Origin of the sequence: Pseudodesulfovibrio karagichevae (assembly GCF_041414475.1) — a bacterium.
GTDB lineage: Bacteria > Desulfobacterota > Desulfovibrionia > Desulfovibrionales > Desulfovibrionaceae > Pseudodesulfovibrio > Pseudodesulfovibrio karagichevae.
Window position 1 is genome coordinate 1 of sequence record NZ_JBGLYH010000108.1, and the last position, 6,242, is coordinate 6,242.

Annotated in this window: 4 protein-coding genes; 3 read left to right on the forward strand and 1 reads right to left on the reverse strand. The window is 63.1% G+C overall.

The annotated features are described in order from the left end of the window. Positions 1 to 121 precede the first annotated feature (121 nt). Complete coding sequence (locus AB6M95_RS19230; protein WP_371388362.1) at positions 122 to 1,315, reverse strand: metallophosphoesterase; 1,194 nt, start codon at positions 1,313 to 1,315, stop codon at positions 122 to 124. Positions 1,316 to 1,472: 157 nt separating this feature from the next. Between AB6M95_RS19230 and AB6M95_RS19235 the strand changes: the two genes are divergently transcribed. The 3 genes from AB6M95_RS19235 (at position 1,473) to AB6M95_RS19245 (ending at position 6,011) form a co-directional block, all read left to right on the forward strand. Next, a complete protein-coding gene (locus tag AB6M95_RS19235) occupies positions 1,473 to 2,699 on the forward strand; it encodes a mechanosensitive ion channel family protein (protein ID WP_371388363.1) in 1,227 nt (408 codons plus the stop codon). Positions 2,700 to 3,322: 623 nt separating this feature from the next. Continuing rightward, complete coding sequence (locus AB6M95_RS19240; RefSeq protein ID WP_371388364.1) at positions 3,323 to 4,006, forward strand: anaerobic ribonucleoside-triphosphate reductase activating protein; 684 nt, start codon at positions 3,323 to 3,325, stop codon at positions 4,004 to 4,006. After that, entirely contained in the window at positions 3,954 to 6,011 is a 2,058-nt protein-coding gene (locus AB6M95_RS19245; protein WP_371388365.1) for a ribonucleoside triphosphate reductase, read from the forward strand. Before AB6M95_RS19240 ends, AB6M95_RS19245 begins: the two co-directional genes overlap by 53 nt. Positions 6,012 to 6,242: the final 231 nt, after the last annotated feature.

Here is a 6,242-nt window from a genome sequence, read left to right on the forward strand (position 1 = left end):
GAATCGGCGTCAATCTGGCATTGGCATGAATGTTCACTCGGTCCTCCTTTCGGCAATTGCGTCTTCGTAAACACAATTTGACCGATTAGGGCCGAGTGAACAACCTCCTATAACTTCACAGCTAGGCGCGGCGCAGGGTGTGCAGGGTGATCTCGGGACGGGTGCCGATGCGCATGGGCGGGCCCCAGTAGCCGGTGCCCATGCTCACGTAGAGATGCGTGTCCTCGTACAGGTACGGGCCGCTCACGTAGGTCTGGAAGAGATGGATGACGTAGTTGTACGGGAAGTACTGCCCGCCGTGGGTGTGGCCGGACAGCTGGACGTCGAAGCCCGCCTCGGCGGCGGCGTACACGGAGTCCGGCTCGTGGGCCATGAGCACGGACACGTCGTGATCCGGCGCGCCCGCCATGGCCTTGGCGGGCGAGGAGGCCTGGCCCGGCACGGTGCCGCCCATGCGCAGGTCCGTGACCCCGCCGAGCAGGATACGGCCCTTGCCCGTGTCGATGAGCGCGTGCTCGTTGACCAGCGGCCGCATGCCCAGCCGCCGGGCCTCGGCCAGCCACTCGAAAACCCCGGAATAATACTCGTGGTTGCCGGTGCAGAACCACACCCCGTGCGGGGCGTGCAGCTCGCCGAAGGGCTGGACGTCCGCCTTGAGCCCGTCCACGGCCCCGTCCACCATGTCGCCGGTGTGCACGATCAGGTCCGGGGAAAGCGCGTTGACCTCGGCGACCACCTGGCGCGCCCAGTCGGCCCGGATGGTCGGGCCGATGTGGGTGTCGGAAATCTGGGCGATGGTGAAGCCGTCCAGCCCGGCGGGCAGGCCGGGCAGGCGCAGGTCGTTTTTCAGCACGGACGGCTTGCGCCGGGCGTTGTACACCCCGAAACCGGCCAGGGGCAGGACCGCGGCCATGATCACCCCGTTGGAGGCGTTGAGCAGGAAGCGGCGGCGGTCGCGGTCCGGGCCGATGAAATACGGCAGCTTGCTGCGCCGGGTGAACAGCCGCTTCACGCCCGAGGCCATGCGCCCGAACAGACTGGGGATGTCCCGGGCCAGCATGAAGACCACCAGGATGGAGATGAACCCGAGAAAGGTGAACCCGATCCAGTCGATGGTGTCGCAGGCCAGCAACTGGACCCGGTCGGTCCGGTGCAGGACCCAGGTCAGCCGGTGCCCGAACAGGAGCAGGGCCAGCAGGAACCACAGCGTGACCTTGCGCTTGATGCCGACGTGCAGGGGATTGATCAGCCGCCACCCCAGGTAAAGGACCAGGAGGGTGGATACGGTCATGACGATGATGAACCAGTAACCCATGTATGATTTCCTTCGGGATTTTTCCTAAAAAAGCATGGAGGACATCGCGCCGGTTGTCAAACCGGTGCACAAAGCGGCCGAGAAGTGCACCGAGGTTCTCAAGTCCGGGCGAATCTGCTAGACACGGTGCAGATCAAACGCACAAGGAGCCGCCTACGTGAACCTGGACCTGCCCCTCGACCTGCCCGTCACCCTCATCGGGACGAATCCGATACTGGACCTCACGGCCAAGACCGGCCTTCTCCTGCTCGCCGGGCTGCTCGCGTTTCTCCTGGCCCGCGCGCTGCTGGTGCGCGGCGGACGCGCCTTCGCCCATCGGACCCGCAGCAGCTTCGACGACATCCTGCTCGAATCCGGATTTTTCTCCAGGGCCGCGCTCCTGGCCCCGGCCCTGGTCTTCTTCTGGGGCATGGAGTTCTTCTCCGGGCTCAAGGGGGTCCTCGACCACCTGATCTTCGCCTACCTGGCCGTGGCCGTGGTCCTGATCCTGGCCAAGCTCCTCGACGCCCTGTCCCAGCTGTACCGGACCTTCGAGGTCTCCCAGCGCCGCCCCATCAAGGGATACGTGCAGCTGATCAAGCTGTTCATCTACATGCTCGGCGGCGTGTCGGTGGTGGCCATCCTCCTCGGCGAGTCTCCCTGGGGGCTGCTCTCGGGCATCGGTGCCATGACCGCGGTGCTCATGCTGGTCTTCCGCGACACCATCCTCTCCCTGGTGGCGGGCATCCAGATGTCGGCCAACGACCTGCTCCACGCCGGGGACTGGATCGAAATGCCCGCCATGAACGCGGACGGCACGGTCATCGACATCGCCCTGAACACGGTCAAGGTCCAGAACTGGGACATGACCGTCACGGCCATCCCGACCTTCAAGTTCCTGGACACCCCGTTCAAGAACTGGGAGAGCATGACCCAGAGCGGCGGGCGCAGGATAAAGCGGGCCATCATGATCGACCAGTCGTCCATCCGGTTCGCGACCCCCGAGCTCAAGACGCGGCTCAAGCAGGTTCAGCACCTGGCCCCGTTCATGGAGATGCGCCAAAAGGAGATCGACGCCGCCAACCAGGCCAGCGGCGCGGACCCGTCCTCGCCCCTCAACGGCCGCCGCATGACCAACATCGGGCTGTTCCGCCACTACGCCCTGGAATATCTGCGCTCCCATCCCAAGATCCGCCAGGACATGACCCTGCTCGTGCGCCAGCTCCAGCCCCATGCGGACGACGGCCTGCCGCTGGAGATCTACTGCTTCACCAGCGAGACCGCCTGGGCCCTGCACGAGGACATCAAGTCCGACATCATGGACCACCTCCTGGCCGCCCTGCCCGAGTTCGGCCTGCGCGCCTATCAGCGCAACGCCCTGGTGGACAGCCGGGCCGCCGACTAGACGGCCACGGGAACAGCCCCGCAAATCCCGTGCCGGAATTCCACCCCCGAAACAGGCTATAATGGCATTGACAAGGCGCGGTTCCCGGCGGGCGGGGCTTTGCCGGAATCCGGAAAAACCTCCCGAAGAGATTGTTCTTTTTTCTGTGGAATACGGCCGTGCCCAACCCTTTTTTCTGTTCCCAACCGGCAACCCTTGTGGTAAGCACTTTTCTGCGCCTTGAGGCCAATCTTTTCCCGCCCGTCACATTCCCGGTCTGTCGAAAACCAATCCCCCCGAAATCGAAAAAACTTTTTTCTAAACTTACTCTAGAAAAAAGTTAACTATATTGCCGTGTTCATCGTTTAACAACAGTGGAAAACTTTTCTACATATCGCGTAATCTCGGACAACTGCCCATAACCACGATAATTCACTTATGTAGCCAAATGTTTTCGTAATCCCCCCTGTACAAAATTCCATCGCTGGGATAGTGTTGCCCTCACGCGCCCACGCCCTTTTCCACTCGAAAATGCGTCCGCGCACGCCCCGGGTTTGGTGACGGTAACAGCATCCCCGGACATTATCATTACTTACGCCATGCGCTGCCGCGAGAGCGGCCGCGCCGTTTCCTGAGGAGTCGAGATGAGCGAGCCGAAAGGGGCCTGGAATTTTGTCCGCGGGTTCGAGAACCTGAGCCTGTGCGATTGGCCCGGAAGGACCTCCTGCATCCTCTTCCTGGGCGGCTGCAACCTGCGCTGCCCCACCTGCCACAACTTCCAGCTCGCCTGGGACATGCACTCCCTGCCCGTCCTCGACCCGCAGCGCATCAAGGCCTACCTGCGCGACCGGGCCGGCTGGCTGGACGGGGTGACCATCTCCGGCGGCGAGCCCACAGCGGTGCCCGGCGTCGGCGAGCTGGCCTTCGAGGTCAAAAAGGCCGGGCTGCCCGTGAAGATGGACAGCAACGGCATGCGCCCGGAAGTGATCGCGGAACTCCTTCAGGAAAAGCTCGTGGACACCTTTGCCGTGGACGTCAAGGGCCCGTACGCCAAGTACCCGTCCCTGACCGGCAACGCGGTCTCCGAGATCGCCGCCCGCGCGAACATGGCCCGCATTTTCGAGATGGCCGAGGCCCTGCCCGGCGCCTTCTATTTCCGCATCACGCAGGTGCCGGGCCTGACCAAGGCCGACATTGCCGTCGCCCAAAGCTATCTGCCCCCGAACCACGAACTGAAAATCCAGAAATACGTGCCCCCAAGGAGGACGACGGAGCATGCCAAGCCAAATCATGAAGAGAGACGGCCGGCTGGAAACCTGGTCGACTGATCGCATCGCACAGGCCATCTTCAAGGCGCTCAGCGCCAGCGGGATCAAGGATCCGCTCCTGGCCAAGCGGCTGGCCCGCAAGGTCGAGAAAAAGCTCGACGACATGGACATCCCCGAGCAGGAGCACGTCCAGAACATGGTCGAGCAGGTGCTCATGGAGGGCCGGCAGTACGACATCGCCAAGAAGTACATCCTGTACCGCGAGAAGCGCCGTCAGCTCCGCTCCCAGAAAGAGGCGTACCTGGACATCAAGGACGTCATCGACACCTATCTCGACCAGGCCGACTGGCGCGTCAACGAAAACGCCAACATGACCCACTCCTTCCAGGGGCTCATGCTGCACCTGTCCGGCACGGTCCAGGCCCGCTACGCCCTGGAGAAGTACCCCGAGGAAATCCGCCTGGCCCACGAGCACGGCTATTTCCACATCCACGACCTTTCCTTCGGCCTGGCCGGATACTGCGCGGGCTGGTCCCTGCGCGACCTGCTCCTCGAAGGCTTCAATCTCGAGGGCCGCGCCTCGGCAGGCCCCGCCAAGCACTTCGACACCGCGCTCGGCCAGATGAACAACTTCCTGGGCACCCTGCAGAACGAATGGGCGGGAGCCCAGGCGTTCAACAACGTGGACACCTACCTCGCCCCGTTCATCCGCGAGGACGGCCTTTCCTACGACGAGGTGCTCCAGTGCATGCAGAAGTTCGTCTTCAACCTGAACACCACCTCGCGCTGGGGCGGCCAGTCGCCGTTCACCAACCTGTCCTTCGACCTGGTGGCCCCCAAGCACATCGCCAAGGAGCCCGCCATCATCGGCGGCAGGTACGATGACGAACTGACCTACGGCGACTTCCAGGCGGAGATGGACATGATCAACGAGGCGTACATCGAGGTCATGCTCGGCGGCGACCACTGCGACCGCATCTTCTCCTTCCCCATCCCGACCTACAACGTCACCGAAGACTTCCCCTGGGAATCCGAGATCGGCGAAAAGCTCATGAAGCTGACCGCCAAGTACGGCGTGCCCTACTTCCAGAACTTCATCAGCTCGGACCTCAACCCCGAGGACGTGCGCTCCATGTGCTGCCGCCTCCAGATGGACCTGCGCGAGCTGCGCAACAAGACCGGCGGCCTGTTCGGCGCGGGCGACCTGACCGGCTCCATCGGCGTGGTCACCCTGAACCTGCCCAAGCTCGCCTACCTGGCGCAATCCGAGGACGACTTCCTCGACCTGGTCGAGGAATACGCCGAGCTGGCCAAGGACTCCCTGGAATACAAGCGCAAGGTCATCAACAACAACCTCGACTCGGGCATGTTCCCCTGGTCCCGCCGCTACCTCAAGAACGGCTACAAGGGCCACTTCTCGACCATCGGCCTGCTCGGCGGCCACGAGGCCTGCCTGAACCTCATCGGCAAGGGCATCGAGACCGAGGGCGGCGTGCGCCTCATGCGCCGCACCCTCAACCACCTGCGCCGCATCACCGCCCGCTTCCAGGAGGAGACCGGCAACCTCTACAACCTCGAGGCCACGCCCGCCGAAGGCACCAGCTACCGGCTGGCCAAGATCGACAAGTCCCTCTACGCCGACATCAAGACCCAGGGCAACGGCACCCCCTATTACACCAACTCCACCCAGTTGCCCGTGGGCATCTCCGAGGACGTACTCTACGCACTGGAACACCAGAACCAGCTCCAGCCGCTGTACACCGGCGGCACCGTGTTCCACACCTTCCTGGGCGAGGCCGTGACCGATCCGAAGTCGCTCAAGAACTTCATCCTCAAGGCGTTCTCCAAGACCAAGATCCCGTACATCTCCATCACGCCCACCTTCTCCATCTGCAAGGAGCACGGCTACATCCTGGGCGAACACTTCGAATGCCCCACCTGCGGCCAGGAGGCCGAGGTCTACACCCGCATCGTGGGCTACTACCGGCCCGTGTCCCGCTGGAACAAGGGCAAACAGGCGGAATACACAGACCGCGTGGTCTTCAGCGACTGCCTGTGCAACTAATCGAGTTCCAACAGCCCCTTTGAGGAAAGGGGCTTGAGGATAGTGGAATGTAATGCCCGCTGCCCCCCGCAGCGGGCATTACGCATTTTGGAGGAGAATGCCTCCGGCGGCCGGGGGAAGGGGAAAGGGAAACCTTTGACGCAGGCCGTCCATGGCCTGCGCCCCTTCGGGGTCGCGCCTTATCAGGCGCGGTCCAAATCTGCTGTCCTGCAGATTTGTGAAAAGGGCTTT